This window comes from Kribbella amoyensis (assembly GCF_007828865.1).
In the GTDB taxonomy this organism is placed as follows: domain Bacteria; phylum Actinomycetota; class Actinomycetes; order Propionibacteriales; family Kribbellaceae; genus Kribbella; species Kribbella amoyensis.
This window is the reverse complement of the sequence record NZ_VIVK01000001.1, coordinates 3,168,990-3,195,253: the sequence shown is the minus strand read 5'-3', so window position 1 is coordinate 3,195,253 and position 26,264 is coordinate 3,168,990. Positions and strand designations below refer to the sequence as shown.

The window sequence follows — 26,264 nt, the reverse complement described above, 5'->3', positions numbered from 1 at the left end:
ACCAGGTGCGGACCGCCGCCGTCCGCTAGTGCTTGCGACCGAAGTGCCGGGTGAGCCGGTCCCCGGTGAATCCCACGCAGATGACCAGCACCGCGAGGAAGATGCCCGGGAAGGCCGAGATCCACCACGCGCTGCCGAGGTACTCCTTGCCGGAGGCGATCGACTGCCCCCAGGACGCCGACTCCGGCGGCAGGCCGAGACCGAGGAAGCTCAGCGAGGCCTCGGCCAGGATCGCGCCGGCGAACTCGGTGGTGGCCAGCGCCAGGGTCGGCCCGGCGATGAACGGCAGGATGTGCCGGACGATGATCCGGCCGCGCCGGACCCCCATCACCGTTGCCGACAGCACCCAGTCGCGTTCCCGCAGGGTCATCGCCATCGACCGGGAGAGCCGGGCGAACCCGATCCAGTTGGTCACGCTGAGCGCGATCACCACGATCGCCAGGCTCCGGTCGAACACCCCGGCGATGACGATGGCCAGCAGGATCCCCGGAAAGGCGAGCAGGACGTCGATGACCCGCGACGCCAGCAGATCGGTCTTGCCGCGCCGGTACCCCGCGAGACAGCCGACCGTGATCCCGACCAGGCCGCTGAACAGGACGACGAGCGTCCCGATCACCAGCGAGGTCCGGGCCCCGTGGACGACCTGGCCGAGCAGATCCCGGCCGAGGGCGTCGGTCCCGAGCAGCGCCGTACTGCCGTCGCTGAGGACCGAGCCGGGACCGAGCAGCCGATCGTCGAGCTCCCCGCCGACCGACGAGTACTCGACGAAGAACGGACCCACCAGGCCCGCGACGACGTACAGGCCGAAGATCACCACGGGGACGGCGGCAACGACCTTCCGGGCCGTGGTCCGCCGGGACCGGGTCGCCGCCGGCGTGACCGTGTCCTGGACCAGCCCCATCGCCGTCATGACGCCCCTCCCACCCGGATCCGCGGATCCAGCCGGGCGTTGAGCACGTCGGCGAGCAGGTTCATCGTCACGACGATGATCGCGAACAGCACCGTCGCGCCCTGGACGATCGCGTAGTCACGGTTGCCGACGGCACTCACCAGGAGCGAGCCGACACCTTCCCACGCGAACACCTGCTCGACGATCACCGCACCGCCCATCAGCGTGCCGATGTGCAGGGACACGATCGTGACGACCGGGATCATCGCGTTCCGCAGGGCGTGCCGGCCGAGGACCGCGCGCTCGGTCAGCCCCTTCGACCGAGCCGTCAACAGATACGGCTCGGTGGTGACCTCGGCGACACTGCTGCGGGTGATCCGGGCCACCAGCGCCGTGAACGGAATCGCGAGCGTCACGGCCGGGAGTACGAGATGCCGCAGGTCGCCCGATCCCGCGCTCGGCAGCAGCCGCAACGTCAACGCCATCAGGAGAATCAGCATGATGCCCGACCAGAACGGCGGCACCGCCTGCATGACCAGGGTGATGCCCGAGATCGCCCGGTCGGCGAGTTTTCCCGGCGCCCGGCCGGCCAGGATGCCGAGCAGGACCCCGATCACCAGGGCGAGCAGCGTCGCCGTGAGCGCGAGGACGACCGTCGCGGGGAACCGTTCGAGGATGACCGTCATCGCCGACTCGCGGAACCGGTACGACCTGCCGAAGTCCCCGGTGACCGCCGACCCCAGGTAGTCCAGGTACTGCACCGGGAGCGGCCGGTCGAGGCCGAGATCGGACCGCAGCGCCTCGACCTCGGCCGCGGTCGCGTCCGGTCCCAGCTGGACGGTGGCCTGGTCTCCGGGGGCGAGCCGGAGGATCACGAAGGTGAGGGTGAGCGCCCCCCACACGGTGAACAGCATCAGGCCGAGTCGACGCACGAGCTGAGCGAGCATCGATACCGCCTCCTCTCGATCGCGGCGACCGGCACCGGCCGCCCTACCTGGTCAGCCCTTCAGGGCAAGGTGAACCAGCACCCGGGCCGGTTGTTCGGACGTCGCTCCGGTGATGGCCAGCCGGAGCCAGCCACCGAAGTTCGCCAGCTCGAGCGCGACGATCTCGTCGTCCGCGGCCACCGTCGTCGGTGTACCGCGGTCGACCCAGTGCAGTCCGTCCGGCGAGATCTGCGCCTGCACGGACAACGCCGGGTGCGTCCCTTCGACCTGGACGAAGAAGACGGCCTCGCCGGCCCAGCCCACCTCGTACGGGTGGGTGGTGTGCGCGGCCTCGATCGTCAGCCGGCGTTCGATCACCGAGGTTGCGAATGTGAGCACGGAGCGGACCCTTCTGAGATGGCGTGGGCAGAGGTACGGACGAGCTCATTCGGTCGAGTACACGACGGAGTCGAGGAAGAGATTCACGCTGCGGTTCGTGTCGGTCTCGACGAAGAAGATCGGGTTGATCAGGTTGGTGATGCTCTTGTACGGGTCGGACAGCGTCGGCGTCAGGCCGCGCAGGTCGAAGGTCCGGTCCATGCTCTGCAGTTCGACGTACTCCCGGCGCTGGTAGTCGACCAGCAGCCGCAGGTACAGCCAGTTGATCTTGTCCGGGCTTTCGTTGTAGAGCAGGTCCTGGTCACCGTCCGGCACCCACTGGAAGGCGTCCGCCGACCCGTCCGGGAAGCGCCGCCCGTACCAGAGGTTGTCGATCCCGGGCCGCTGCCAGCCGTCCTCGCGGCCGTAGCACCAGTCCTTCTTCGTGACGCCCTCGGCGACCTTCCAGTACTGCCACTTCTTGGTGAGCTTGCCGTTGACCGAGTTCACGTAGCGGACGCCGGGCATCCACCGGTACTCGGTGTCCTGCAGGTCGAAGTAGAAGCCGAACGCGCGCAGGTCCTCCTCGCCGAACCCGAGCCGGTCCTGCTGCGGGGTGTAGGCGTACCAGGTCTCCATCTGCACGTAGCGCAGGTTGGGATCGAAGTTCGACAGCCGCTTGAGCGCGCACCCCATGCTGCCGTTGGCCGGCTTCTCCTCGTACCGGTTGGCGACCGGCTTGGTGTTCAGCTTGAGCGAGTACGTGCCCTCCATCGACCCGTGGGTGGCGGCGAACCGCATCGGCGCCGCGCTCAGCATGGTCGGCGCCCAGCTCGCCAGGTCCACCTCGGACGGGTGGTGCCGGTAGTCGTCGTTGACGAAGTTCGGGGTCAGGTCCATCCAGCCGTTGAAGCCGCGGTCGAAGTCGTCGTAGGTGACGACGGTCTTCAGCGGGTTGTACTTTTCCAGGCCGCGCTCGTAAGCCATGACCTTCTGCATCGTGCCTCCGTCGAAGTGAATGGTCGGACCTTGTGGTCCGGTGAACTCAGGCGCCGGGCCGGCCGGGCGGTGCGGCCACCGAGTCACCGGGAATCTGGGTGCAGTCGAGGTACAGCTGCCGCTCGGTCGCGGTGTCGTCGAACAGCTGGAGCAGGAGCCGGACGGCTTCGCGGCCCATCTCCTCCCGGGGAAGGGCGAACCGGCTCCAGTCCCGGACAGTTGCGTCCCGCAACAGTGGGTCGCCGAGCACGGCGACCGAGAGATCCGCGGGGATGCTCAGCCCGAGCTCGGTCGCGGCCCGCTCGACGGCCGCGATCACGCTGTCGTCGTGGCTCGGCTCGACCACCACCGCGGTGATCCCGGCCGCCAGCCACTCCCGCAGCCGTACCGCGGTCAGCGGCGACTCCTCGTCGATCGCGATGAACGGGACGTCGGCGGCGGCGATCCCGGCCTCGTCGAGCCCCTGCCGGAACCCGGCCTCGCGGTCCCGGGTCCACTCCTTGTCGTCGGTGACCTTCAGGTACGCCAGCTTCCGGTGCCCGGCCTGGGCCAACCGGCGGACCATCTCCCGGGTCGCGCCGATGTAGTCGGCCGCGACGTACGGCAGCTCGACGCCGGGGACCTCGCGTCGTCCGACGAAGACGAACGGGAAATCCTCCTTGATCAGCTCGGCGACCTCGCTGCGGTCGAGCTGACGGCCCAGCAGGACGCACCCGTCGGCGACCTTCAGCCGATTGACCCCGTCCGCGTAGATCCGCCGGCCCGCTTCCGGACTGGCCGAGCTGAACAGCAGCAGGTCGTACCCGAACTCGGCGGCCGCCCCTTCCACCCCGAGCAGGAACGGGAAGTAGAAGTCCCGCTGATCCACGGGAAAGACCGACTCGAACGTGTACAGGCCGAGCATCCGGTTGCGCCCGCCCTTCAGACTGCGCGCCGCGGTGTTCACCGTGTACCCGAGCTCGGCAGCGGCCTCCAGGACCGCGCGCCGGGTGTCCTCGGCCACCAGGTCGCTGGCGGCACCACCGCTGATGACGAGCGAGACCGTCGCCTGCGAGATGCCGACCCGGCGAGCGATGTCCACCTGGGTCGGGCGCCGTCGTTTCGCTGTCATGGCCGTCCTTTAATACGTATAAATAAGAAGTGAGCGCCACCGTACGGACACCCGCCGCCAGTCGTCAAGACCCCAGCCCTCAGCCTCTTGCCGAGCCGGCGCCGGCCCCGCTCAGGAGCTCTGAAGGACCGTCCGGCGCAGGAATCCGATGATTTCCTGGGTGGTCAGCTCGAAGTATTCCCGGGATTTGTGAGCATTGAAGAACCCGTGCTTCTGGCCGTCGTACAGAACGATTTCCGCTTGCCCGCCGACGGCATTCACGGCGTCGGCGAACCTGATCGAGTTCTCGTGGTGGACAGCCGTGTCCGCCGTTCCGTGCAAGAGGATCGACGGCGGCGTCGTCGCGCTGACGTGATGCACCGGCGAGTACATCAAAGCCTGGTCGTCATCCTCGAAATGACGTCGCCCAAATCCTTTCGGGAAATCGCCGGTGGTGTCCGTGACCGGATTCAGCAGGGCAACCGCGGCCGGTCGATACTCCGGAACAGAACCAGGCAATTCGAGCACCGCGGTCGCCAACGCCAACTGCCCACCGGCCGACCCCCCGACGGCCACGACCCGCGCCGGATCGCCGCCGAGGTCCGCTGCCAGCTCGAACACGGCGTTCATCGCATCCACGGCATCCGCCGCAGCCACGACAGGCCCGTCGAGCCGGTACTCCACCAACACGGTGACCATGCCCAAGGCGTTCAGCAGTTCGGCCTGCGGCACGAACTGCTCCCAACTCCCCCGAACCCACCCACCCCCGTGAAAGAAGACCGCCACCGCCGCCTGCCCTCCACCCGGATCTCCAGGCGGCAACACCCGCAGGTAGAGCGTCCGGCCTCCAACAGTCTTGTAAGCGATCTCGCGCACGACGGGCATTATGCGCGAGATCGCTCAGTTCACTTGACCTTGACGGTGGCAGCTCCGGACAGGCCGGCCGCGTGTTGCTTGGTGGCGGCACGGAGAACCCGGATCGACCAGGTACCGGCCGTCGGGAAGGAGTACGCAATGCGGGTGACCGTGCTGCTCGGCACGGCAACACTGCGGACCGTGGTCCAGACCGTCGAGCCCGGTTTGCGCGCCTGGAGGTGGGCCACGGCTCCCGCTTCGTACGGCGCGGCGGCGACCTCATACGTCGTCGCCTTGCCGCGAATGACCGACGTCGGCACGCTCCGCCAGACCACCGTCGCCACCGACACCGCTGCGACGGTCGGGGTGATCACGGTCTCCCCCGGTACCGATGACGCGAGGACCGCGCGGAAGTTGCCGTTGGCACCGCTGGTGAACGGGATCGAGGCGATCCCACCAGTCATGGTCTTCACCGAGCCGACCGTGGCCCACGCGGTACTGCCGACCGCTTGGCGCTGCAAGGTGACCGTGACGCCCGCGGGTGCGGCGGTCCAGGCTCCGATGCGGTGGCTGTCCTGAACCGTCACCTTCGCCGTACCCCGCTGGCCGTACGGCACCGCCGGAGCCGTGGTAGTCGCTCGGCGGGCGGCGTGCACGGTGACCGGCCGCTCGAAGAGCTTCGAGTACCCGTCGGCGTTCAGGTAGAGGCCGAGGCTGCTCCGCCCCGAGGCCCTGGGAGTCACCGGCGCCGTGGTCCGCAGGGTCGCCGCCGGCGTGGTGCAGAACGCTCCGAGTCCCGTGCTGTCGATCGGCTGGGGAGCGGCCAGCTCGGCGTGGCATTGGGTGAGGAGATGACCGGTCGGAGCGTCGCCGTTGAGGGTCACGACCGAGCGACGTCCGACCACCAGCGTCGGCGCCACAACGGTTGCCTTGAAGTCCGACACCAGCACGGTCCGAGTGGTCGGCCGGCCGATGATCCGGCCGGCGGTGTCGAACAACTCCAGCTTGACCTGATGTGTGCCGAGCGTGAGATCGTCACCCTGCATGTAGACCGACACCTGCTGCTTGGCAGTCGGTTGCTGCCAGTTGTTCGGCATCCACACCCCCGGCAAGACCAGCACCGCTCGCTCGGCGCCGTCGACGGTGAGCCGGACGGCGGCCGGCTTGCTCCCGCTCAGCAGCGGGCCCTGCACCAGCAGGTTCGCGCTGAGCCCGGCCCAACCAACGACGGCCGGCCTTTCATCGCCGAGATCGAAGCCGGCCTGGTTCGCGTGGTTCACGCGAAGCTGGGTGACCTGCCCGGAGCCGTAGTACCCGTCCACGCCACGAGCCCGGGTCTCCACCCGGTACAAGCCGTCGGTCAGGTCGGTGACGTCGAGGTCGAGCAGCGCGTCCCGAGCCAGGCCCCGGGACGACGAGAAGGGCGCGGAGGCGGTCAGCCTGGTGGCGCCGGTGGCGAGCTCGATCAACCGCAGTTCCGCCACGGCTTCGCCGGGATCGTTGATCACGGTCACCCGGAAGGTTGCGGAGCTGTCCGCCACCCCATCGCTGAACACCTCTCCGTCCCGGAGATGGCGAAGCTCGTAGATCTGCGTCGGCGCGACGAAGGAGAGGTACCCTCCGCCGTGGCTGATCGCGCCGGACGCGGTCGTCAGCTTCGCGCTCAACAGCAGTGAGCCGCTCTGCGGGTGATCCCAATCGCCGATCCGGAGCGGCACGGTGAGCTCGCAGGTCGCGTCGCAGGTCCCGGGCTCGATCGTGACCGCGCCGGACACGTAGTACCCGAGGGTGACGTCGACCCGGCCGCTCGGTTCCCCGCCGAGATCAACCTTCAGCTTCACCGGGACATCGCCCAGCGGAACCGTACTCTCAGGCACCGGACTCAGCACGGTGACTGAAGGCTCGGCCGCGGAGACAGCAGGTGCCGCGGAGGCTGGAAGCGCCGCCGTCGCCAGAAGTCCGGCCAGAGCCAAGGGCACGACGAAGCGCGAGAGAGTACGCAAGGGATCCCCCAGGATTCAGAGCGGGCGCGAGAGGACGCGCTCGCTCTGTTATCGGGGAAAGACGCTCTCTGTTACATCGACTGCGGAAAGTGATGGTCCAGTAGTCAGGACCGAGGAGCTGCCAGCAAGGGGCGGGTGCCGGTGAGGACTTCGGCATAGCGGGTGCGGACCGGTGCGGCTTGGTCGTCTGTCATGACTGGAGACTCTGGTTTGCCGGTGGCAACGGTCCAGGTGGGTGGGGTGTCTTCACCAGAGACAGCCCAGGCGGCCTGGCGGGCGGCGCCGAGGGCTACGTACTCGGCTGGTTCGGGCAGGACGACGGGTGCACCCAACAGGGCTGGGGCGAGGGCCTGTACTGCGCGGGAGCGGGCCGCGCCGCCCAGGAGGAGTACGCGTTCGACCGGGAGGCCTTGGACGCGGAGGGCGTCGACCGCGTCGGCCAGGCCGCAGAGGAGGCCTTCTACGGCGGCTCGGGCCATCGTGGCTGGTTGCATGGTGGCTCTGGTCAGGCCGTAGATGAGACCGGTGGAGTGAGGGAGGTCGGGGGTGCGTTCGCCGTCCAGGTAGGGCAGGAGGACGAGGCCGTCGCTGCCTGCGGAGGTGAGGGCGGCTTCGTCGAACGCGGCGAGGTCCAGGCCGAGCATCTGCGCGGTCGCGGAGAGCACGCGGGCCGCGTTGAGGGTGCAGACCAGGGGCAGGTATCCGCCGGTCGCGTCGGCGAATCCGGCGACCAGGCCGGACGGGTCCGCCGTCGATGCCGAGGACCGCGCGAACGCCGTACCGCTGGTCCCGAGGGAGACGGCCACGTCGCCGGGCTGCAGGTCGAGCCCGAGGGCCGCGGCCATGTTGTCCCCGGTTCCCGCGGCCAGGGCAGCTCCGGCCGCGGTGTGGCCGACGATCTCGGTCGGGCCGGCGACGCGAGGTAGGGCGAGGGAGCGGCCGAAGGCGCGTTCGACCAGGTCGGGGCGGTAGTCGTTGGTTGCCGGGGACCACCAACCGGTACCGGAGGCGTCACCGCGGTCGGTGGTGAGGTCCCCGATGCCCTGCCGGTCCGCGGCCAGTTTGTGCGTCATCCAGTCGTGCGGCAACGCGACCGCGGCCGCCCGGTCCGCCGCGTCGGGTGCGGCCGAGCGGACCCAGCGCAGCTTGGTGACCGTGAAGCTCGGGACCGGGACAGAACCGACCGCCTCGGCCCACTTCTCCGGGCCGCCCAGTTCGGTGACGAGCTCGGTGGTCGCGTCGGCGGAGCTGGTGTCGTTCCAGAGCACGGCCGGGTGGACGACCTCGCCGGCTTCGTCGAGCAGCACCATGCCGTGCTGCTGGCCGCCGACCGAGATCGCCTCGACACCGTCGAGCAAGCCGTCGGACGCACTCTCCCAGGCCCGGTACCACTCGGCCGGATCCACCTGGGTGGCGTCGGGATGCGGTGCCCGTCCCTCGCGCAGGATCTCGCCGGTCTTCGCGTCGCACACCACGACCTTGGTCGCCTGGGTGGAGCAGTCCACCCCGGCGACCAGTCTCGGCTGGCTCATTCTCGGCCTCTCTCCTCAGTCGGTCTGCCAGCCATTCTCGTCACCACGGCCAGGACCGCCAGCCCCCGCCCGCCTGCTGAGCTCACGCGAAACTTTCGAGCGTGGCTCGGGCTCCGCGTTCGTGCAAGGAAGCGAGCGACGACGTGTACGCCTGGACGAACCGCTCGTCCTGGGCGAGGTCGCCGAAGAGGTCCGGGTCGGAGATGAACACCAGCGGGTCCTCGTGGTTGTGCTGGGCCCGCTCGACCAGCTTGTCGCGCAACCGGTCGACCACCTCGATCGGCTCGCCCTGCTCGTCCACGGCCTCGGCGTACCGGGCCCACGAGGCGACCACCAATGCGGCGCGGTCGATCGTCCGGCCGGCGGTGAGCTGCTCGCGGACCACGGGCAGCAGCCACTTCGGGATCCGGTCCGAGCTCTCCGCGCACAACCGGGCCAGGGTGTCGCGGACCTCGGGGTTCGCGAACCGCTCGATCAGCTGGTGCTTGTACCGGTCCAGGTCTACCCCCGGGACCGGCGGCAGGGTCGGCGTCCCCTCGTCATCCATGTAGGTGAGCAGGAAGTCGACGAACAGCTTGTCCTGGCAGACCTCGTGCGCGTACCGGTAGCCGGCCAGGTAGCCGAGGTAGCACAGCGCCTGGTGGCTCGCGTTCAGCAGCCGCAGCTTCATCAGCTCGTACGGCTCGACGTCCTGCACGAGCTGGACGCCAACCTCCTCGTACGGCGGCCGGTCGCCGCCGAACTCGTCCTCGAGCACCCACTGGGTGAACGGCTCGCAGACCACCGGCCAGCCGTCGTCGATCCCGAACCGCTCGGCCAGCGCGGCCTTGTCCGCGTCGGTGGTGACCGGGGTGATCCGGTCGACCATCGAGTTCGGGAACCGCACCTCGCGCTCGATCCAGCCGGCCAGCTCCGGGTCCTTCAGCCGGGCGAACGCGGTCAGCATCTTCTTCGCGACGTGCCCGTTGCCCGGGATGTTGTCGCACGACATCAGCGTGAACGGCGCCACCCCGGCCGCCCGCCGTCGCGCCAGCGCCTCGACGACGAACCCGAACACGCTGCCCGGCGTCGCCCCCGGCTCCAGGTCCGCGGCCAGCGCCGGGTCGGAAGTGTCCAGCTCACCGGTCACCTGGTGGACGTTGTACCCGCCTTCGGTGATCGTCAGCGACACGATCCGGGTGGCCGGATCGGCCATCCGGGCCAGCACCGCCTCGGGGTCGTCCGGCGCGAACAGGTAGTCGACGACGGACCCGATCACGCGCGGCTCGAGCGTGCCGTCCGGGTGCTTGACCACCAGCGTGTACAGCCCGTCCTGCGCGGCCATCACGTCGGCCATCCGGCGGTCCTGGGGCAGGACGCCGACGCCGCAGATCCCCCAGTCCAGCGCCTTGCCGTCGTTCATCAGCCGGTCCAGGTACATCGCCTGGTGGGCCCGGTGGAATCCGCCGACCCCGAAGTGCACGATGCCGGCGCGGACCTCCGCCCGGTCGTACTCCGGCCGGCCCACCTCGGTACCGAGGGCGCCCAGGTGGGCGGGGCCGAGCTGCTGCGGGCTGGTCGATGTCACTTGACGGCTCCCAACGACAGGCCCTGGACCAGTTTGTCCTGGGCGGCGAATCCGGCGATCAGTACCGGCAGCGACACCACCAGGGAGGCCGCGCACACCTTGGCCAGGAACAGGCCCTGACTGGTCACGAAGCCGGTGAGGAAGACCGGTGCGGTCTGAGCCACCGTACCCGTGAGCACCCGGGCAAACAGCAACTCGTTCCAGCTGAAGATGAAGCAGATCAGGGCAGCGGACGCGATCCCCGGCGTGACGACGGGCGCGACCACCGAGCGCAAGGTCCGGGCCAGGCCGGCCCCGTCGACCGAGGCGGCCTCGAGGATCTCGACCGGGACCTCGGCGAGGAAGCTGCGCAGCATCCAGACCGCGATCGGCAGGTTCATCGAGGTGTACAGGATGATCAGCAGCCAGATGTTGTCCAGGAAGTGCACCGACTGCGCGAACAGGTAGATCGGCAGCAGCCCGGCGACGACCGGCAGCATCTTGGTGGAGAGGAAGAAGAACAGCACGTCGGTCCACTTGCGCACCGGCTTGATCGACAGCGCGTACGCCGCCGGGAAGGCGAGCAGGATCACCAGGACCGTCGACAGCAGGCTCGCGGTGACCGAGTTCAGGATCGACGGCCAGGGTCCGGAGTCGAAGAACGCCTTGTACCCGTCGAAGGTCAGCGGAGCCGCGATCGACGGCGGGTTGGTGGCGGCGTCCGGCTCGGAGTGGAACGAGGTCAGCGCCATCCACAGCACCGGCAGCACGAACAGGATGCCGACGATCCAGGCCACCCCGGTCAGCAGCAGCCCGCTGCGCGGCGGTTTGCGGAAGGTGGGTCCGGCGGACGTGGCCGGGTTCGCGGTACTCATCGTCCGGTCTCCTCCCTGAACAGCGTGGACACCGAGCGCAGCGCCAGCGTCGCGATGATGATGGTGCCGATCACGACGATCACGCCGGCGGCCGAGGCGCGGCCGTAGTCGTGCGCGGTGTAGAAGGTCTGGTAGATCGAGTACGGCAGGTTCGCGGTGCCGAGGCCGCCGGAGGTGATCGTGAAGACGTGGTCGAAGTTCTGCACCACGTAGATCGATCCGAGCAGCGCGCTCAGCTCCAGGTACTGCCGCAGGTGCGGCAGCGTCATGTAGCGGAAGATGTCCCAGCTGCTGGCGCCGTCGATCCCGGCCGCCTCGACCACGTCGAGCGGGCGGCTCTGCAGCCCGGCCAGCAGGATCAGCATCATGAACGGCGTCCACTGCCAGACCAGCGCGAAGATCACCGACCACAGCGGCTGGTTGCTGATCCAGTCCGGCTGCGGCGCGTTGTCGCCGAAGATCCAGGTCAGCACGCCGTTGAACAGCCCGTACTCCGGGTTGTAGAGAGCGTGCTTCCACAGCAGCGCAGCGGCCACCGGAACGACCAGGAACGGCGTGATCATCATTGTCCGGACGATGCCGCGGCCCCGGAACTTGCGGTCCAGCAGCAACGCGATCACCAGACCGAGGACGAGGCTGATCAGGACCACGGCCGCGGTCAGCAGGATCGTCACCAGGATCGCCTGCCGGGTGTTCGCGTCGGTGAGGACGCGGCGGAAGTTGTCGATCCCGGCGAAGGCGCGCTCGTCGGGGTAGTAGGCGTTCCAGTCCATGAAGGACGTCACGATCGTGACCAGGAACGGCAGCTGCGTCACCACGATCATGAACACCAGCGCGGGCAGCAGCGGCGCGCGCCGGGCCCAGTCGCCGGTCTTCCGCAGCAGCGTGCCCTGGGAACCGGGCGGGGCCGCGGCCTGCTTGCGCGGCCGGGCCGGCGTGTCGACTGTCGTCATCTCGGCTCCCTCACTTCGCTTCTCGTGAGCGGTACCGCTCGGCCACGTCGTCGGCGAGTTCCTGGCCCCGGCCGAGCGCCTTCTCCACCGTCATCCGGCCCGCGATCGCCGAACTCACGTCCTGGCTGACCTGGGTGCCGAGATCGGGGAACTCCGGGATGTCGACGAACTGGATCCCGATCGCCGGCCGCGGCTGCACCCCCGGGTTGCGCGGATCCGCCGCCTCGATCGCCTGCTTGGTCGGCTCGGCGAACGCGCCGGCCTCCTTCACGTACTGCGGGTTCGCGTACGTCGAGGCCCGCTTGCCGGCCGGGACCCGGGACCAGCCGAGCTTCTGCCCGACCAGTTCCTCGTACTCCTTGCCGGAGGCCCAGGAGATGAACTTCCAGGCGTTGTCCTTCTTCTCGCTGGCCTGCTGGATGCTCCAGGACCACGCGTACAGCCAGCCCGAGCTGTCCGTCTTCACCACCGGCGCGGGCGCGTACCCGATCTTGCCCTTCACCGGGGAGTCGGGCGCCTCCAGCGATCCGGCCGCCGAGGTCGCGTCGTACCACATCGCGACGTTGCCCTGGACAAGGTTGTTGAGACACTCGGTGAACCCGGCCTGGGGAGCGCCGAGCTCGCCGTGGTTGCGGACCAGGTCGACGTAGAACTTCGTCGCCTCGGTGAACTCCGGCGAGTTCACCTTGGCCTGCCAGTCCTCGGTGAACCAGGTCCCGCCGAACGTGTTCACCACCGTGGTCAGCGGCGCGAACAGCTGGCCCCAGCCCGGCTGGCCGCGCAGGCAGATCCCGCGCATCCCCGGCTGGGCGTTGTCCACCTTGGCGGCGATGTCGGCGACCTGCTGCCAGGTCGGTTTGGCCGGCATCGTCACGCCCTTCGAGGCGAGCACGTCCTTGCGGTACATCAGGAACGACGACTCGCCGTAGAACGGTTCGCCGTACACCTGACCGTCCTCGCCGGACAGCGACTGGGTCATCGGCTTCAGCACGTCGTCCTGGTCGAACGACGGGTCCTCGGCGATGTAGTCCGACAGCGGCGCGATCCACTTGCTGGTCGCGTAGATCGGGATCTCGAAGTTGCTCAGCGAGGCGACGTCGTACTGGCCGGCCTGGCTGGAGAACTCCTGGCTGATCTTGTCCCGGACGTCGTTCTCCGGCAGCACGGTGAAGTTCACCTTGATGCCGGTCTCTTTGGTGAAGTGCTCCGCGGTGAGTTGCTGCAGGTCGATCATCTGCGGGTTGTTCACCATCAGCACGTTGATGCTGTCGGCTCCACCGCCGCCGGCGCCACCACCCCAGCCCGCGCAGCCGCTGGCCGCTCCGGCGAGGAGGACCGCGACCGCCAGGGCGCCGATCCTTTTCCGCTTACCCAGCACGAGTGCTCCTTCGCAGTCGGCGTCGGTCTCGGGCTTGCTCAAATGAGCAGGGGGCTGCTCACGGAACGAGTGAACCGGAGGCGATTCCCGCTGTCAAGACTCTGTGCAACACTAGGGCGCAGTCATGCTCATATGAGCGGGAGGTCAGATGGAGCCGAGCAGCAACGCCGCGAGCACCGGGACCCCGGGGCCGGCGCAGCTCGTCCTGACGGCGTCGATCGCGCGCCGGTACTACGTCGACGGCCGGTCCAAGGTGGAGATCGCCGAGGAGTTCCGGCTCAGCCGGTTCAAGGTCGCTCGGCTGCTCGACCAGGCCCGCAACAGCGGCATGGTCCGGATCGAGATCAGCCACCCGGGCACCATCGACCTGGACCTCTCGGCCCGGTTGCGCGAGGCGCTCGGGCTGCGCCGCGCGATCGTGGTGGACACCCCCGAGGTCGACCCGGCCGCGCTCCGGCTCCAGCTCGGCAAGGCCGCGGCCGACCTGCTCACCGAGATCGTCACCGCCGAGGACGTGCTCGGCCTGGCCTGGGCGCGCGCGGTGACCGCGATGACCGAGCAGCTGACCTCGCTGGCCCGGGTCCCCGTCGTCCAGCTCACCGGCGCGCTGACCCGGCCCGACATCGAGGCGAACTCGGTGGAACTGGTCCGCAACGTGGCCCGGTTGTCCGGCGGCCCGGCGTACCTGTTCTACGCGCCGCTGGTCGTCCCGGACGCGTCGACCGCCCGGGCGTTGCGCCAGCAGCCGGAGGTGGCCGACGCGATCGGGCACTTCGACTCGGTGACCAAGGCCGTGGTCGGGCTCGGGTCCTGGGCGAACGGGCAGTCCACGTTGTTCGACGCGATGGACGAGCAGGCTTGTGAGCAACTGCGCCGGCGCGGAGTGGTGGCGGAGATCTCCGGGGTGTTCGTGAACGCCGCCGGCGAACCGGTCCGGACCCCGGTGACCGAGCGGGTGATCGCGATCAACGCGGCCCAGATGGACGCGATCGACGAGGTGGTCGCGATCCCGTACGGCGTGGCGAAGGTGGAGGCCGTGCTGGCGGCGGTCCGCGGGGGGCTGGTGAACGGGCTGGTCACCCATACCCCGCTGGCGACGGCGCTGCTGGACGAGATCGCCTGACCCCGATGGGCGAGGTCGAGACGCAGTTGCCCGGCGGGACCGCGAACCGCGGCCGGGTGGTCCGGGTCGGCGACACCGTCCGCCGCCCACTCCGGCCGAGCGGCCCGGCCGTGCACCGGTTGCTCGATCACCTCGAACGGTCCGGATTCGACGGCGCACCACGATTCCTCGGCATCGACGAGCACGGCCGCGAGGTGCTGTCGTTCGTCCCCGGCGAGTCCGTCACCCCGCCGTACCCGGCCTGGTCGATGACGGACCAGGCGCTCGACAGCGTCGCCGTGCTCCTGCGCCGGTACCACGAGGCGGTGGCCGACTTCGTCCCCGAGGACGTCGCCTGGGCCGAGCCGGTACCCCGCGCGTACGTGGACGGCCTGGTCAGCCACAACGACCCGAACCTGGACAACATCGTCTTCCGCGACGGCACCGCGGTCGCCCTGATCGACTTCGACCTGGCCGGCCCGGGGTCCGCGTTGTGGGACGTGGCGACCGCGATCCGGCTCTGGGCCCCGCTCCGCCCCGAGCCCGACGTCGACGACCAACGCCGCGGCCGCACCCTGACCCGGCTCAAACGCTTCGCCGACAGCTACGGCCTCTCCCCCGAGGACCGCACCCGCCTGGTCGAAGCAGCCACCGACAACCACACCTGGTGCATGGACTACGTCCGCCGCCGGGCCGAAGCCGGCCACCCCTGGTTCCACCAAAGATGGTCCACCGGCGAAGCAGCCCTCACCGCCCGCACCAACACCTGGTTCGCCACCCAGGCCCAAACCCTCCACCAAGCCCTCCTGAACTGAGAGCCGGCCTCACCTCTCCCGCTCTTCGCGGAGCGCTTCCGCGACGAGGCGCCCTTCCTCGACGCCTTCGCGATAAGCGTCCTCGTACTTCCGGACCCCGTACGGCACGAATATCGCCATCCAACTCGGCCAGACCTTGAACGCGTCCAAGCCGGACACCACCACGATCGCCAGCCCGAGCAAGGTCAAGGCGATCACCGCCAACCCGCCGCGGCGCCCCAGTACCCGGGTGTCGTCGCCGACCAGCGGAGTCCTCGTCATCGCGCCGACCACGAAGAGCAACGCGGTCAGGGCGACTATCACGAGCAACGCGCCCGCGGCCCAGCGATTCCCGCCGACCCACACCTCGTCGTACCGCACGATGCGCACGCCCTGGACCGCCATGACGCCGGCGATCCCCAGATAGGCGACCAAACCTGGCCAGCTCAAACGAGGTGCCATGCGAATCTCCGGTTCTATGCGACTGCTGGAGATATCGCCCGCAGAGCTCCGTCGTTACCCGCGCGCCCCACACCCCACCACCCACGACCTCGAGCACGAACCCGCCACCTCCACCCCACACCCCGCCACCCGCCACCTTGAGCACGAACCCGCCACCCCACACCCCGCCACCCGCCACCTTGAGCACGAACCCGCCACCCCACACCGGGTCTGCTGTACGAGTAGGTGACATCTGTGCTGGCTTGCCGTGAGGCTGGCCTGGAAGGATGTTGCTGTGCCTAAGCCTTATCCCCGCGAGTTCCGTGACGATGTCGTTCGGGTGGCTCGTGACCGTGATCCCGGTGTGACGGTGGAGCAGATCGCCAAGGACTTCGGGGTGCACCCGATGACGTTGTTCAAGTGGCTGCGCCAAGCCGAGATCGATGAAGGCACCAAGCCGGGTGTGTCTCGTGGTGAGTCGGCCGAACTGCGCGAGGCGCGGCGGCGGATCAAGTTGCTGGAGCAGGAGAACGAGGTGCTGCGCCGTGCGGCGGCCTATCTGTCGCAGGCGCATCTGCCGGGAAAAGGCTCTACCCGCTCGTGAAGAGGCTGGCCGCGGACGGGATCCCCGTCGTGGTGACGTGCCGGGTGCTGAAGATCGCTCGCCAGCCGTACTACCGGTGGCTGGACCAGCCGGTCACCACCGCCGAGCTCGAGCAGGCTTATCGCGCGAACGCGTTGTTCGGCGCGCACCGCGACGACCCCGAGTTCGGTTACCGGTTCCTGGTCGACGAGGCCCGCGCCGCCGGCGTGTCGATGGCGGACCGGACCGCGTGGCGGATCTGCTCAGCGATGGGCTGGTGGAGCGCGTTCGGCAAGAAGCGGAGCAAGAACGGTAAGAAGCCTGGTCCGCCGGTCCACGACGATCTCGTGCGTCGTGATTTCACCGCGCAGGCACCCAATCGGTTGTGGCTGGCCGACATCACCGAACACCGCACCGGCGAAGGCAAGCTCTACTTGTGCGCGGTCAAGGACGTCTACTCCAACCGGATCGTGGGCTACTCCATCGACTCCAGGATGAAGTCCCGCCTCGCCGTGGCCGCGCTGAACAGCGCCGTCGCCCGCCGCGATGGGGTCGCCGGCTGCGTGCTGCACACCGACCGCGGGACGCAATTTCGGTCCAGGAAATTCGTGCACGCACTCGGCCGCGACGGCCTGGTCGGCTCGATGGGCCGGGTCGGGGCCGCCGGTGACAACGCCGCGATGGAAAGCTTCTTCGCGCTGCTGCAGAAGAATGTTCTCGACCGGCGCACCTGGTCCACGCGCGACGAACTCCGCGTCGCGATCGTGAGCTGGATCGAACGGACCTACCACCGCCGCCGCCGGCAAACCGCCCTCGGCCGATTGACCCCCATCGAATACGAAACAATCATGACCACACCGGCCAGTCAGGCCGCGTGACCGAAACTGTCACCTATCCGTGCAGCAGACCCCAAAGACGCCCCCCTCAGGTGGCACGAAGCCTCGACCCCACACCCCGCTACCGGCGACTTTGAGCACGAACCCGCCACCGCCACCCCGCCGCCGGCGACTTTGAGCACGAACCCGCCACCCCCACTCCCGCCACCGCAACTTTGAGCACGAACCCGCCACCCCAACTCACCCCAAACGACCGACCCGCGCACAAAGTCGAGCCGGCACCACTGACCCGCGCACAAAGACGTCCAGGTCAGGTGGCACGAAGCCTCGCCCCACAACCGCCACCCTCGTACCGTCCCGCGCCTCGCCAACGCCGACTTTGAGCACGAACCCGCCACCCCAACCCACCACAAACGACCGACCCGCGCACAAAGTCGAGCCAGTGCGACCGAGCCGCGCACAAAGTCGGCGCCGAGGGAGGCGAGGGAGGCGAGGTGTTACCCGTGGGTGGGGGTGCGCCTGGGATGCCGGAGAATGTGCGGGTGAGCGCGCGCGTCGTCCTGCTGGCCGGTCCTTCGGGGACCGGGAAGTCTCATCTCGCCGAGTTGGTGGGGTTGCCGGTGGTGCGGCTGGACGACTTCTACCGGGACGGGGACGACGAGGCGATGCCGCGGTCGTCGCTCGGCATCATCGACTGGGACGATCCGTACTCGTGGGACGCCGGGCGGGCCGTGGACGCGTTGGAGCGGCTGTGTACGACGGGGTCGGCGGACATGCCGATCTACGACATCGCCGTGGACGCGACGGTGGGTCACCGCGTCGTGACGACCGAGGGTCAGGCACTGGTGATTGCCGAGGGCATCTTCGCGGACCAGATCGTCGGCGAACTGAGGTCCCGCGAACTGCTCGCCGCCGCGATCTGCGTCCGGCACCACCGCGTGGTCACCTTCCTGCGCCGGTTCCAGCGCGATCTCCGCGAGCACCGCAAACCACCGCTCACGTTGCTCCGCCGCGGACTGCGGCTCCTCCGGGACGATCCCCGCGTCGTCCGCCGCTGTCTCGACGCCGGCTGCGAACCCCTCCACCCGAAGGCCGCCCGCCGCCGCATCACCGAGCTCCTCGCCACCACCCGGGCCCGCTGACCGCCAGGGAGTCAGGTGTGGTTTGCCTGGGGTTCACCTGGATCTGATCCGATCGGCTTCGAATTCCCTGGAGCCGTGGAGGAACCGTGAGGCGGAAGGCCGTTGCGTCGAGCTGTGCCGTACTGACGGCCGCGGTCCTCGGGCTGACCGGGTGCGCCGGTGGGGACGCGGGTGCCTCGACGACGACCCGGGACGTGGCCGGTACCGCGCCTGAGGTGAACGCCGCACCCACCGCGCCGACCGGCCTGGCGGCGCAGATCGTCGTCCCGAAGGGCTACGCCGCGGATCCGCGGGGATCGAGCGGGACGTTCGACCTGCAGACCTTCCTCGCGTCCATCTCGCCGGCCCCGCCCGAGGACCGCGCGCTGCTGCTCAACGCGGGGTTCAAGACCGGGTACCAGGCCGTCCGGGTCAGCCCGGATCGGCGCAAGCAGTACACCGTGCAGCTCTTCCGGACCAGCTCGAACCGGCAGGCGAAGAACCTCCAACTCGGCCTGTGGAACCAGAGCTCGCACAGCAAGAAGTTCTCCGTACCGGGGGTTCCGCAGGTCTTCAGCGACCAGCGGGTCGTGGTCACGGGCACGGTCAACCGGTCCGAGGCGATCGCCGAGACCAGCTTCGTCGTCGGCACCACCGTGGTCCGGACCAAGGTGAGCGAGGTCGGCGCCGTCGGCGGCACCCTGACTCCGGACGTCACCTTGGCCACGACCGTCGCCCAGCAGCAGCATCTTCGGCTCGCCCGGCCCGCCGCCGGGTAGCTCCCGCGCTACCCACGGCCGGTCGTCGGCACCCTGTCCGGGCGCGACGGCAATCCCTACCGTCGTGGCCATGACAACTTCAGCCAGGCTCGGGGCGATCGGATGGATCGCCGGGGTGGTGCAGTTCTTCGCGGTGATGGTGATCGTCGAGCTCGCCTGGGAGTCGCCGTACAGCTGGGCGGACAACAACATCAGCGATCTCGGCAACGTGACCTGCGGCGAGTTCGGCGGCCGGTCCGTCTGCTCGCCCTTGCACGACCTGATGAACGTCTCGTTCGTACTCGGCGGCGTCCTCATCGTCGGCGGGGTGCTGCTCACCTCCACCGCCTGGCCCCGGGGTGCCGTCGCGATCATCACCAGGCTGTTGCTGGCAGCAACGGGTTTCGGCTGGGCCGTCGCAGGACTGTGGCCGGCCGACGTCAACGAGGACATGCACGTCCTGGGCGGCGCGGTCATCATCTTCCTCTGCGGCAACGCGGCCCTGCTCCTGGCCGGGTTCCTGCGCACCGGGACCCCGATCAGCCGCACCCGCTGGTACGCCGCGGGATTCGGCGCGCTCGGTCTGGCCGCGATGGTGCTGCACTTCGGCGGTCACGGCCTCGGTCTCGGGACCGGCGGGATGGAACGCGTGACCGCCTACGGAGTACCGCTGTGGCTGCTACTGACCGGAGTCTTCGTGCTCCGGTCAGGCGGCGATGAGGTCGGCGAAGTCCGGCAGCGTCGTACCGGTCTGCACAGCGCTCGGCACTGACTCCAGGGCCCGGCCGGATCAGCCGCCGAGACCGGTACCGCTTTGCCGTCCGGTTTGCGGGCGATGCGCGGTCGGCCGCTCGCCCGAGGCGTCGGGCTTACCGAAAGCCGCCGGGGAAGCTGCCCGGCCAGGCGTTCCTGGGGTCACCGATGCCCCCAGGAAGCGGTTCGGGTTGTTCCGATCGGCCGCGTTGATGTGCTGCACCGCCCGGCTCCTGGCTTCGTCGCGCGCCTTCGGATCCCGGTCGTTCGGGGGCTCGACCAGCGGTCGCCACGACGACCCCATGGCACGGCGATCCTTCACGCCGGTCTGAGGGTCATAGACCACCGTCTGCTTCATCCGGTAGTCGACGAAGTTGTACAGATCCGTGAGCGGCGCCGACTGGGCCGCCAACTGGGTCAGCCGCACCTTGTCGGCGTCGTCGAGCTTCGACCACTGCCAGTCGTCGCCCAGACTACTGACCACCGCGGCCCGGCAGCCGGCCGCGTCGGCGTACAGATGCGGATCGCCCCAGCCTTGGCTGCCTGCCCGGGCGTGGTCGTCGGGGTACGACTGGCGCAGCAGGTCCATGAACGCGCGTTGGTCAAGCGGCAAAGTACGCTCCTCGGCCGGGGGTCGTGAGAACCGGCCCAGGATCCCAGGTCGCGGGGGCAGAACGCAGTGGTCAGGCGGTGATGCGGTCGATGATCAACCTGTGGTCCGGCGCCGTCGAACCGATCTCCACTGCGCTCGCCAGTACTTCCAGAGCCCGGTCGAAGCGTGCGGTGTCCTCGGTGTGCAGGGTCATCAGCGGCTGTCCTTCGGTGACCTGGTCGCCCGGCTTGGCGTGCAGCTCGACCCCCGCGACGTCGGACACCGGGTCCTCCTTGCGCGCCCGGCCGGCCCCGAGCCGCCACGCGGCCACGCCGACCGCCATCGCGTCCAGCTTGGTCAGCACACCGGACGACTCCGCCTTGATCACCTGCTGTTCCGGAGCCACCGGCAGCGGGGCGTCCACGTCGCCGCCCTGGGCCGCGATCATCCGGCGCCACACGTCCATCGCGGAACCGTCCCGCAGCTTCTCCGCCGGATCCACGTCCGTGACCCCGGCCGCGGCCAGCATCTCGGTCGCCAGCGCCACGGTCAGCTCGACAACGTCACCCGGCCCACCACCGGCGAGGACCTCGAGCGACTCGCGGACCTCGAGCGAGTGGCCCGCGGTCAGGCCGAGCGGTGTCGACATGTCGGTCAGCAACGCGACCGTGTTCACACCCTCATCGGTGCCGAGAGCAACCATCGTCTCGGCCAGCTCGCGGGCGTGGGCGAGCTCCTTCATGAACGCGCCGGTGCCGACCTTCACGTCCAGGACGAGCGCGCCGGTGCCCTCGGCGATCTTCTTGCTCATGATCGAGCTGGCGATCAGCGGGATCGCCTCGACGGTACCGGTCACGTCGCGCAGGGCGTACAGCTTCTTGTCCGCCGGGGCCAGCCCGTCGCCGGCCGCGCAGATCACCGCGCCGACATCCTCGAGCTGGCGCATCAGCTCGTCGTTCGACAGCGCGGCCCGCCAGCCGGGGATCGACTCCAGCTTGTCCAGCGTGCCGCCGGTGTGGCCGAGACCGCGCCCGGACAGCTGCGGGACGGCGACCCCGCAGGCCGCGACCAACGGGGCCAGCGGCAACGTGATCTTGTCGCCGACGCCGCCGGTGGAGTGCTTGTCCGCGGTCGGCCGGGACAGCTTGGCGAAGTCCATCCGCTCCCCGGAGGCGATCATCGCCGTGGTCCAGCGGGCGATCTCGCGCCGGTCCATCCCGTTCAGCAGGATCGCCATCGCCAGCGACGCCATCTGCTCGTCGGCGACGTCGCCGCGGGTGTACGCCGCGATCACCCAGTCGATCTGGTCGTCGGTCAGCTCGCCCTTGTCCCGCTTGGTGCGGATCACGTCGACCGCGTCGAACATGCGCTAGTCCTCCAGGTCCTCGGGCCCGAACGCGTCGGGCAACAGCTCCCGCAACGGCCGCGGGCCGCTCGGGGTTTCCAGCAGCAGGCCGGGCCCGCCGTTCTCGTGCAGCAACTGCCGGCACCGGCCGCACGGCGTCAGCAGCTCACCGTCGTGGTCCACGCAGGTGAACGCGACCAGCCGGCCCCCGCCGGTCCGGTGCAGCTCCGACACCAGCCCGCACTCGGCGCACAGGGTCAGCCCGTACGACGCGTTCTCCACGTTGCACCCGGCAACGATCCGGCCGTCGTCCGCGTACGCCGCGGCGCCGACCGCGAACCCGGAGTACGGCGCGTAGGCGCGGCCCATCACCTCGACCGCGGCCGCCCGCAAGGCGGCCCAGTCGATCGGGTCCGCGCTACTCGGTGACGTACGGCTCACCGTCGGCCTTCGGAGCTCGGACCCGGCCGACCAGTCCGGCGACGGCGATGATGGTGGCCAGGTACGGCGCCATCAGCAGCAGCTCGCCCGGGATCGGGGTCTGGATGATCTGCAGCTGGGACTGCAACTGGGTGGCGAAGCCGAAGAACAGCGCGGCCACCATCGCGCCGATCGGGTGCCAGCGGCCCATGATCAACGCGGCCAGCGCGATGAACCCGTTGCCCGCGGTCATCTCCTTGGAGAACGAGCCCGCGTACCCGACGGTGAAGAACGCGCCGCCGAGCCCGGCCAGTACGCCGGCCCAGAGCACCGCGGAGTACCGGACCCGCTTGACCTTGATACCGACCGTGTCGGCTGCCTTCGGGTGCTCGCCGACCGCGCGGACCCGCAGGCCCCACCGGGTCTCGAACAGCACGAACGTGACCACGGCGACCGCGATGTACGTCAGGTACACGAGCACGGTCTGCTGGAACAGGATCGGCCCGATGAACGGGATGTCGCCGAGCAGCGGGATCTTCACCGCGGACAACACCTCGGGGGTGTTCAGGTTCTGCGCGTCGTCCTGCAGGAACTGGTCGAACAGGTACCCGGTGATACCGGACGCGAAGACGACCAGGACGACACCGAGGACCACCTGGTTGACCAGGTACTTGATCGAGAACACGGCCAGCAGCGAGGCCATCAGGACCCCGGTCACCGCGGCCGCGATCAACGCCGCCACCTGGCTGCCGGTCGTACTGGAGACGACGGCCGCGGTGAACGCGCCGACCAGGAACTGGCCCTCGATCGCGATGTTGATGACGCCGGCCCGCTCGCACAGCACCCCGGCCAGCGCGCCGAGGATCAGCGGGGTGGCGAAGTTCAGCGTGCCCTGAAACTGGTTGGCCAGCGGGAAGGTCTTGCCCGCGGCGGCCCAGCACAGGAACGAGCCGATGAAGCAGATCCCGAGCAGGGTGGCCAGGTAGCCGGAGTACGACTGCGGCACGCGGCGCAGGACGTACGCGCCGGCGGCGATGATGCCGAGGATCCCGAGGATCAGCGCGGTCGCCTGGGCCGGGACGCCGAGCAGGTTGTTCTGCAGGTCGCCGGAGACGAGCTGGAAGGTGGCCTTGCCGCCGTTGGTGAAGATCGCCAGCAGCAGCCCGATCAGGGCGAACACCACCATCAGGCCGCCGACGCGCAACCGGCGGGTCCGCTCGGCCGGCGCCTCGATCGCGGCCGGGGCCGGTTCCCGGACGGTGTCCTGGGTCGTGGTCGTCTCGCTCATCCGTTCCAGCCTTTCGCGAGGACGGGCCCGGTCCCACGTTCCTTCGGCAGGAACCGGAAGATCGAGCGCACCAGCGCCGGGGCCGCGACGAACAGCACGATCACGGCCTGCAGGACGGTGGTCAGGGTCAGCGGCGTCTGGGTCTGCAGCTGCATCTGCAGGCCGCCCGCGTTCAGCGCGCCGAACAGCAGCCCGGCGAGCACTGTCCCGAGTGGCGTACCTCGGCCGAGCAGCGCGACCGTGATCGCGTCGAACCCGACCGTCGCGGCGACGCCGTCGGTCAGCGGCAGATCGGTCCCGAGCACCTGCTGGGTACCGGCCAGGCCGGCCAACGCACCGGCGGTCACCATCGCGATGATGTACGCCCGGCCGACCGACATGCCCGCGGTCCGGGACGCGTCCGCGTTCGCACCCACCGCGCGCAGCTCGAAGCCGATCGTGGAGCGGTTCAGCAGCCACCAGACGAAGACCGCGGCCAGCAGCGCGAGGATGAAGCCGCCGTGCAGCCGGGTGTCACCGAACTGGGGGTACTGCGCGTTCGGGTCGGCGATCGGGCTGATCGGGTCCTCGCGGCCGGGCCGCTTGAACGTCGTTGTCGTCAGCAACCACTGGAGCAGGTAGATGGCGACGTAGTTGAGCATGATCGTGACGATCACCTCGTGCGCCCCGGTCCGCGCCTTCAGGACGCCGACCACGCCGCCCCAGAGCGCGCCGCCGACCAGGCCGCCGATGATCGCGAGCAGCAGGTGCAGCACCGGCGGCAGCTGCCAGGCGAAGCCGATGTAGGCGGCCAGGATCGCGCCCATGATCAGCTGGCCCTGGGCGCCGATGTTGAACAGCCCGGTCCGGAACGCCAGCGAGACGGCCAGACCGCCGCAGATCAACGGGGTCGCCTGGGTGAGCGACTCGGTGATCGGGTCGATCCCGCCGATCGCGCCGACGACCAGCGCCTTGTACGCCTCGCCGACCGCGGTCAGCGCCGCCGACACGGTGTCCATCGGCGCGGCGCCGAAGTACTTGACCGCGGCCTGCACCTGGTCGTCGCCGATGATGATCAGGACCGCACCGACGACCAGCGCCAGCACGATCGCGCTCAGCGAGACCAGGCCCTGGACCGCCCAGTTCGGCAGCCCGCTGCGCTGCGAACCGGCGGGCGGGCCGGCCGGGGCCGGGGCCCGCTCGGTGACAGTGTCGTTGCTCATCTAGATGGTTCCCAACGTGGTCGGGTGCTCGGTGGCCTCCGCTTGCGCCTCACTCTTGGAGGCGCCGGCCATCATCAGGCCCAGCTCGTCGCGCGGGGTGTCGGCGGGGACGACGCCGACCACCTTGCCGCGGTACATCACCGCGACCCGGTCGGCCAGCGCGGCGATCTCGTCCAGCTCGGTGGACACGATCAGCACCGCGGTCCCGCGGTCCCGCTCCTCGACGATCCGGGTGTGCAGGAACTCGATCGAGCCGACGTCGACACCGCGGGTCGGCTGCGAGGCGACCAGCAGCTTCAGCGGCCGGGACAGCTCCCGGGCCAGCACGACCTTCTGCTGGTTGCCGCCGGACAGCGACGAGGTGGACAGCTCGACGCCCTGGGTACGGATGTCGAACTCCTCCACCCGGGCCTCGGCGTTCTTGTGGATCTCGTCGGTCCGCAGCGAGAGCCCCTTGCCGAACGGCTCCCGCCGGAACAGGTCGAGGACCAGGTTCTCGGCGACCGAGAACGGCCCGACGAACCCGTCGTGACCGCGGTCTTCGGGGACGTACCCGATGCCCGCGTCCAGCCGTTGCCTGGTACTCGCGGTGGTCAGGTCCTTGCCGTCCAGGCTGATCCGCCCGGCCGCGACCGGGCTGAGCCCGAGCAGCGCCTCGGCGAGCTCGGTCTGGCCGTTGCCCTGGACACCGGCCACCGCGAGGATCTCGCCGGCCCGGACCTCCAGGTCCACGGCATCGACGGCGGTGAACCCGCGCTCGTCGATGACGGTGAGCCCCTCGACCATCAGGACCGGCTCGCCGGGCTGGGCCGGTTCCTTGTCCACCACCAGGTCGACGGCGCGGCCGACCATCAGCTCGGCCAGCTCTTCCTCGGTCGCGGACGGCTCGGCGTTGCCGACCACCTTGCCGCGGCGGATCACGGTGATGGTGTCCGCGATCGCCTTGACCTCCTTGAGCTTGTGGGTGATGAAGACGATCGACGTCCCGCTCTCCTTGAGCCGCCGCATCACCTCGATCAGCTCGTCGATCTCGGCCGGGGTGAGCACGGCCGTCGGCTCGTCCAGGATCAGTACCTTGGCGTCGTTGGTGAGCGCCTTGATGATCTCCACCCGCTGTTGCACCCCGACCGGGATGTTCTCCACCAGCGCGTCCGGGTCCACCTCGAACCCGTACCGCTCGGACAGCTGGGTGACGAGCGCCTGCGCCCGCTTGCGGTCCAGCACGCCGGCGCCGCGGGTGTTCTCCCGGCCGAGCATGATGTTCTCGGCGACGGTGAACACCGGGACGAGCATGAAGTGCTGGTGCACCATGCCGATGCCGTGCGCGATCGCGTCACTGGGCGAGGTGATCTTCACCTTCTCGCCGTCGACCAGGATCTCGCCGGAATCGGGCTGCAACAGCCCGTACAGCATGTTCATCAGGGTGCTCTTGCCGGCACCGTTCTCACCGAGCAGACAGTGGATCTCACCGGGCTCGATCACCAGGTCGATGTGGTCGTTGGCGACCAGGGAGCCGAAACTCTTGGTCAGCCCCGAGAGCTCGAGATGCATGCGGGCAGCCTTCCTTCAGACGGCGAGCCAGGAAGGCCACCCGGTCGGGGCGGT

Annotated in this window: 25 protein-coding genes; 6 read left to right on the top strand and 19 right to left on the bottom strand. The window is 69.4% G+C overall.

From position 1 onward, the window contains the following. Positions 1–25 precede the first annotated feature (25 nt). From FB561_RS15235 to FB561_RS15180, 12 genes are all read right to left on the bottom strand, one after another. Positions 26–910 (bottom strand): ABC transporter permease, encoded by an 885-nt coding sequence (locus FB561_RS15235; protein WP_145807216.1) that lies wholly within the window; start codon positions 908–910, stop codon positions 26–28. Further along, positions 907–1,836, bottom strand: coding sequence for an ABC transporter permease (locus FB561_RS15230; protein ID WP_145807214.1), 930 nt, complete (start codon positions 1,834–1,836; stop codon positions 907–909). The genes FB561_RS15235 and FB561_RS15230 overlap by 4 nt, the downstream gene beginning before the upstream one ends. A gap of 51 nt (positions 1,837–1,887) precedes the next feature. Beyond that, a complete protein-coding gene (locus tag FB561_RS15225) occupies positions 1,888–2,214 on the bottom strand; it encodes a DUF6385 domain-containing protein (RefSeq protein WP_145807212.1) in 327 nt (108 codons plus the stop codon). Between the two features lie 45 nt (positions 2,215–2,259). Beyond that, a complete protein-coding gene (locus tag FB561_RS15220; protein WP_202880619.1) occupies positions 2,260–3,192 on the bottom strand; it encodes a DUF6772 family protein in 933 nt (310 codons plus the stop codon). Between the two features lie 46 nt (positions 3,193–3,238). Continuing rightward, positions 3,239–4,303 carry a LacI family DNA-binding transcriptional regulator gene (locus FB561_RS15215; protein WP_145807210.1) on the bottom strand — a complete coding sequence of 355 codons (1,065 nt, stop codon included), beginning with the start codon at positions 4,301–4,303 and terminating at the stop codon, positions 3,239–3,241. A 111-nt stretch (positions 4,304–4,414) separates the two neighbouring features. Then, positions 4,415–5,158, bottom strand: a complete 744-nt coding sequence (locus FB561_RS15210) for an alpha/beta hydrolase (RefSeq protein WP_170284679.1) — start codon at positions 5,156–5,158, stop codon at positions 4,415–4,417. A 29-nt stretch (positions 5,159–5,187) separates the two neighbouring features. Continuing rightward, positions 5,188–6,978 (bottom strand): hypothetical protein, encoded by a 1,791-nt coding sequence (locus tag FB561_RS15205; RefSeq protein ID WP_145807207.1) that lies wholly within the window; start codon positions 6,976–6,978, stop codon positions 5,188–5,190. A gap of 266 nt (positions 6,979–7,244) precedes the next feature. Beyond that, positions 7,245–8,672: a xylulokinase gene (gene xylB / locus FB561_RS15200; RefSeq protein WP_145807205.1), complete on the bottom strand. Its 1,428-nt coding sequence runs from the start codon at positions 8,670–8,672 to the stop codon at positions 7,245–7,247. 82 nt (positions 8,673–8,754) lie between these two features. Continuing rightward, positions 8,755–10,239 (bottom strand): mannitol dehydrogenase family protein, encoded by a 1,485-nt coding sequence (locus FB561_RS15195; protein WP_145807203.1) that lies wholly within the window; start codon positions 10,237–10,239, stop codon positions 8,755–8,757. Beyond that, complete coding sequence (locus FB561_RS15190; protein ID WP_145807201.1) at positions 10,236–11,093, bottom strand: carbohydrate ABC transporter permease; 858 nt, start codon at positions 11,091–11,093, stop codon at positions 10,236–10,238. Before FB561_RS15190 ends, FB561_RS15195 begins: the two co-directional genes overlap by 4 nt. Beyond that, positions 11,090–12,046 (bottom strand): carbohydrate ABC transporter permease, encoded by a 957-nt coding sequence (locus FB561_RS15185; protein WP_145807199.1) that lies wholly within the window; start codon positions 12,044–12,046, stop codon positions 11,090–11,092. The genes FB561_RS15190 and FB561_RS15185 overlap by 4 nt, the downstream gene beginning before the upstream one ends. A gap of 10 nt (positions 12,047–12,056) precedes the next feature. Beyond that, positions 12,057–13,424 carry an ABC transporter substrate-binding protein gene (locus FB561_RS15180; RefSeq protein ID WP_145807198.1) on the bottom strand — a complete coding sequence of 456 codons (1,368 nt, stop codon included), beginning with the start codon at positions 13,422–13,424 and terminating at the stop codon, positions 12,057–12,059. A 148-nt stretch (positions 13,425–13,572) separates the two neighbouring features. Here FB561_RS15180 and FB561_RS15175 point away from each other — a divergent pair, with 148 nt between their 5' ends. Both FB561_RS15175 and FB561_RS15170 read left to right on the top strand, forming a co-directional pair. Further along, positions 13,573–14,547 carry a sugar-binding transcriptional regulator gene (locus FB561_RS15175; protein WP_145807196.1) on the top strand — a complete coding sequence of 325 codons (975 nt, stop codon included), beginning with the start codon at positions 13,573–13,575 and terminating at the stop codon, positions 14,545–14,547. Positions 14,548–14,552: 5 nt separating this feature from the next. Next, on the top strand, positions 14,553–15,341 hold the full coding sequence (locus FB561_RS15170) for a phosphotransferase (protein ID WP_145807195.1): 789 nt from the start codon (positions 14,553–14,555) through the stop codon (positions 15,339–15,341). A 9-nt stretch (positions 15,342–15,350) separates the two neighbouring features. On the opposite strand, the gene FB561_RS15165 is transcribed toward FB561_RS15170, so the two are convergent. Continuing rightward, complete coding sequence (locus FB561_RS15165; RefSeq protein ID WP_145807193.1) at positions 15,351–15,782, bottom strand: hypothetical protein; 432 nt, start codon at positions 15,780–15,782, stop codon at positions 15,351–15,353. A gap of 274 nt (positions 15,783–16,056) precedes the next feature. Between FB561_RS15165 and FB561_RS15155 the strand changes: the two genes are divergently transcribed. The 4 genes from FB561_RS15155 to FB561_RS15140 all read left to right on the top strand — a co-directional run bounded on the left by FB561_RS15155 (position 16,057) and on the right by FB561_RS15140 (position 19,831). After that, positions 16,057–17,222, top strand: a protein-coding gene (locus tag FB561_RS15155; RefSeq protein ID WP_145807189.1) for an IS3 family transposase whose coding sequence is annotated in 2 segments (ribosomal slippage) — positions 16,057–16,341 and positions 16,344–17,222 — 1,164 coding nt in all. Because the reading frame shifts where the segments join, the coding sequence is not laid out codon by codon here. A 500-nt stretch (positions 17,223–17,722) separates the two neighbouring features. Beyond that, positions 17,723–18,322, top strand: a complete 600-nt coding sequence (locus FB561_RS15150) for a uridine kinase family protein (protein ID WP_145807188.1) — start codon at positions 17,723–17,725, stop codon at positions 18,320–18,322. Positions 18,323–18,408: 86 nt separating this feature from the next. Further along, positions 18,409–19,080, top strand: coding sequence for a hypothetical protein (locus FB561_RS15145; RefSeq protein ID WP_145807186.1), 672 nt, complete (start codon positions 18,409–18,411; stop codon positions 19,078–19,080). A gap of 70 nt (positions 19,081–19,150) precedes the next feature. Further along, complete coding sequence (locus FB561_RS15140; protein WP_145807184.1) at positions 19,151–19,831, top strand: DUF998 domain-containing protein; 681 nt, start codon at positions 19,151–19,153, stop codon at positions 19,829–19,831. Between the two features lie 18 nt (positions 19,832–19,849). Here the strand turns inward: FB561_RS15140 and FB561_RS15135 are convergent, their stop codons facing one another. From FB561_RS15135 to FB561_RS15110, 6 genes are all read right to left on the bottom strand, one after another. Continuing rightward, positions 19,850–20,401, bottom strand: a complete 552-nt coding sequence (locus tag FB561_RS15135; RefSeq protein ID WP_145807182.1) for a hypothetical protein — start codon at positions 20,399–20,401, stop codon at positions 19,850–19,852. Between the two features lie 94 nt (positions 20,402–20,495). After that, positions 20,496–21,770 (bottom strand): thymidine phosphorylase, encoded by a 1,275-nt coding sequence (locus tag FB561_RS15130; protein ID WP_145807180.1) that lies wholly within the window; start codon positions 21,768–21,770, stop codon positions 20,496–20,498. Between the two features lie 3 nt (positions 21,771–21,773). After that, positions 21,774–22,190: a cytidine deaminase gene (locus tag FB561_RS15125; protein ID WP_170284678.1), complete on the bottom strand. Its 417-nt coding sequence runs from the start codon at positions 22,188–22,190 to the stop codon at positions 21,774–21,776. After that, entirely contained in the window at positions 22,168–23,457 is a 1,290-nt protein-coding gene (locus FB561_RS15120; RefSeq protein ID WP_145807178.1) for an ABC transporter permease, read from the bottom strand. The genes FB561_RS15125 and FB561_RS15120 overlap by 23 nt, the downstream gene beginning before the upstream one ends. Beyond that, positions 23,454–24,659: an ABC transporter permease gene (locus FB561_RS15115; protein ID WP_145807176.1), complete on the bottom strand. Its 1,206-nt coding sequence runs from the start codon at positions 24,657–24,659 to the stop codon at positions 23,454–23,456. Before FB561_RS15115 ends, FB561_RS15120 begins: the two co-directional genes overlap by 4 nt. After that, the gene (locus FB561_RS15110; protein ID WP_145807174.1) at positions 24,660–26,210 is read right to left on the bottom strand and encodes an ABC transporter ATP-binding protein; all 1,551 of its coding nucleotides are present in this window, start codon (positions 26,208–26,210) and stop codon (positions 24,660–24,662) included. Positions 26,211–26,264: the final 54 nt, after the last annotated feature.

What these genes read in the sequence shown, in the direction of transcription:
- FB561_RS15115 (WP_145807176.1), bottom strand. Translation starts at nt 24,659, where the DNA reads ATGAGCAACGACACTGTCACCGAGCGGGCCCCGGCCCCGGCCGGCCCG.
- FB561_RS15190 (WP_145807201.1), bottom strand. Translation starts at nt 11,093, where the DNA reads ATGAGTACCGCGAACCCGGCCACGTCCGCCGGACCCACCTTCCGCAAA.
- FB561_RS15215 (WP_145807210.1), bottom strand. Translation starts at nt 4,303, where the DNA reads ATGACAGCGAAACGACGGCGCCCGACCCAGGTGGACATCGCTCGCCGG.
- FB561_RS15185 (WP_145807199.1), bottom strand. Translation starts at nt 12,046, where the DNA reads ATGACGACAGTCGACACGCCGGCCCGGCCGCGCAAGCAGGCCGCGGCC.
- FB561_RS15165 (WP_145807193.1), bottom strand. Translation starts at nt 15,782, where the DNA reads ATGGCACCTCGTTTGAGCTGGCCAGGTTTGGTCGCCTATCTGGGGATC.
- FB561_RS15120 (WP_145807178.1), bottom strand. Translation starts at nt 23,457, where the DNA reads ATGAGCGAGACGACCACGACCCAGGACACCGTCCGGGAACCGGCCCCG.
- FB561_RS15110 (WP_145807174.1), bottom strand. Translation starts at nt 26,210, where the DNA reads ATGCATCTCGAGCTCTCGGGGCTGACCAAGAGTTTCGGCTCCCTGGTC.
- FB561_RS15130 (WP_145807180.1), bottom strand. Translation starts at nt 21,770, where the DNA reads ATGTTCGACGCGGTCGACGTGATCCGCACCAAGCGGGACAAGGGCGAG.
- xylB (WP_145807205.1), bottom strand. Translation starts at nt 8,672, where the DNA reads ATGAGCCAGCCGAGACTGGTCGCCGGGGTGGACTGCTCCACCCAGGCG.
- FB561_RS15220 (WP_202880619.1), bottom strand. Translation starts at nt 3,192, where the DNA reads ATGCAGAAGGTCATGGCTTACGAGCGCGGCCTGGAAAAGTACAACCCG.
- FB561_RS15235 (WP_145807216.1), bottom strand. Translation starts at nt 910, where the DNA reads ATGACGGCGATGGGGCTGGTCCAGGACACGGTCACGCCGGCGGCGACC.
- FB561_RS15230 (WP_145807214.1), bottom strand. Translation starts at nt 1,836, where the DNA reads ATGCTCGCTCAGCTCGTGCGTCGACTCGGCCTGATGCTGTTCACCGTG.
- FB561_RS15175 (WP_145807196.1), top strand. Translation starts at nt 13,573, where the DNA reads ATGGAGCCGAGCAGCAACGCCGCGAGCACCGGGACCCCGGGGCCGGCG.
- FB561_RS15140 (WP_145807184.1), top strand. Translation starts at nt 19,151, where the DNA reads ATGACAACTTCAGCCAGGCTCGGGGCGATCGGATGGATCGCCGGGGTG.
- FB561_RS15170 (WP_145807195.1), top strand. Translation starts at nt 14,553, where the DNA reads ATGGGCGAGGTCGAGACGCAGTTGCCCGGCGGGACCGCGAACCGCGGC.
- FB561_RS15135 (WP_145807182.1), bottom strand. Translation starts at nt 20,401, where the DNA reads ATGGACCTGCTGCGCCAGTCGTACCCCGACGACCACGCCCGGGCAGGC.